Source organism: Rhizorhabdus histidinilytica (assembly GCF_900167915.1).
Classification (GTDB): domain Bacteria; phylum Pseudomonadota; class Alphaproteobacteria; order Sphingomonadales; family Sphingomonadaceae; genus Rhizorhabdus; species Rhizorhabdus histidinilytica.
This window is the reverse complement of sequence record NZ_FUYM01000049.1, coordinates 1-1,628: the sequence shown is the minus strand read 5'-3', so window position 1 is coordinate 1,628 and position 1,628 is coordinate 1. Positions and strand designations below refer to the sequence as shown.

Below are 1,628 nucleotides of genomic sequence, written 5' to 3'. Positions count from 1 at the left end.
TGGCTGAAGTCGTAGGCTCGCCGCGATCGTCGGCTTCATCATCTCGTGATCGTATAGAGCCGCCGATCGTGTGATCGCATTCCTCGGCCAAGGTAGAGATCATCCGGCGCCATGACCTGGGGCGGCGAAGGGTTTGGCCGTGCTTGCGCCTCGGATGGGTAACCGTCCAGAGGACATTTCCCGAGACGCCGAGAATATACCAATTGGGCTCGTTGTCCGTTATAATACACAAGGAATTTGAGGGTCTTAGAGCCACACGAGACAGGGAGATCACATGGGGAAGGTCCTGGGCTACGCGCGCATCTCGACCGACAACGGCCAGGACATCGCCAGCCAGAAGGCCAAGCTCGAAGAACTCGGCGCCGTCGTCGTCTTCTGCGACATCGCGAATGGGTCGAAGCTCGACGGCCGCGAGCAGCTTGAAGCGGCCCTTCGCCTGCTCGAACCCTCGGACCAGTTGTTGGCCTTGCACCCAGACCGGCTTGCTCGCGATACCGGGGACTTGCTGACTATCGCGAAGCGTGTCGTCGAGAAGGGCGCCGTCCTGCGCATCGACGATCCCAAAATCGTTTTCGATGGGACCGACATGGCTTCGGAGGTCTTGCTGACCCTGTTCGGCCTTATCGGGTCCGTAGAAAAGCACTTCATCCGGGCTCGGCAGCGCCGGGGCATCGAGGCCGCGAAGCTCAAGGGCGTCTACAAAGGTCGCCCCGCCACCATTGATCCCGCCCAGGTGCGTGCGCTCCGAGATGAAGGCCTTGGCGCAACCGCCATATCTCGGCGCCTCAATATCGGGAGAGCCAGCGTCTACCGGATGTTGGCGGTGTAATTGGCCTTGATCGGTTCATATCGGCCGCGTGACCGCTGCAATGCCGCCAGATCGAATGGCGCGTCGGACACAAGACGCGCCCAATGGCGATCTGGCACTTCGCATTCATCGAGCAAGGCCAGCCAGCGTCCAGGGCGAGCAAATCGACCATGCAGGACCGTTCGATGGCAACGTCGGCAAAGGCCGATCCAGGAGGTCAGATCATAATAATCCTCGGCATGTTCATCCTCCGCAGGAGCCCTGCAAATGTCGCAGGTGCCGGGCCGTTCGGTGCTGCCGATCTTTGCCAGCCAGTTGGAGAGGTCGGCAGTCCGATATCTCTCACGGTCGCTGAAACCGTTATAGGCGCCTTTGTCGAAAAGCGCCGAGCTTACGGGGATAGGCCGCGCCTTCGTGGACCGGATGGTCACATCAGGTGCGAGCGGCCGGATCACACGACGAGGTAGTGCCGCCAGCAAAGCATCTGGATCAAACGTCATCGCTACGAAGCCCCTTCGCTGGCCCCATCATGCCCTGTCAGCATGTTGGGATGGGTAGAGCCGATCTGTTGAAGCCACGCAACGAATTGCTCGGAAGTCATCTTGCCAACCGGCTCGGCCGACCCGGCCTGCTCGATCCATGCCACGAACTCGAACGACATATCCACTCGACAGGCCGGGCAATCCTGGTCTCCATGCTCGACCACCACAATCCAGGAACCTCCACCAATGATGCCGCCCGATCATACCACGATGGCTCGCAGATCGTCTGACCAGCATGACACTCCGCAGCCGTCTCGTTCCGGGCGCGCCAATTTTCC

The 1,628-nt window shown here is 60.6% G+C and carries 3 protein-coding genes; 2 read left to right on the top strand and 1 reads right to left on the bottom strand.

The window, feature by feature from the left end:
- The first annotated feature begins 274 nt into the window (after positions 1-274).
- Complete coding sequence (locus B5X82_RS26085; protein ID WP_079651176.1) at positions 275-829, top strand: recombinase family protein; 555 nt, start codon at positions 275-277, stop codon at positions 827-829.
- On the opposite strand, the gene B5X82_RS26610 is transcribed toward B5X82_RS26085, so the two are convergent.
- Positions 808-1,308 (bottom strand): hypothetical protein, encoded by a 501-nt coding sequence (locus B5X82_RS26610; RefSeq protein WP_139385183.1) that lies wholly within the window; start codon positions 1,306-1,308, stop codon positions 808-810. The two genes, B5X82_RS26085 and B5X82_RS26610, sit on opposite strands and share 22 nt — an antisense overlap.
- A gap of 68 nt (positions 1,309-1,376) precedes the next feature.
- Here B5X82_RS26610 and B5X82_RS26605 point away from each other — a divergent pair, with 68 nt between their 5' ends.
- Positions 1,377-1,580, top strand: a complete 204-nt coding sequence (locus tag B5X82_RS26605; protein ID WP_139385182.1) for a hypothetical protein — start codon at positions 1,377-1,379, stop codon at positions 1,578-1,580.
- Positions 1,581-1,628 lie beyond the last annotated feature (48 nt).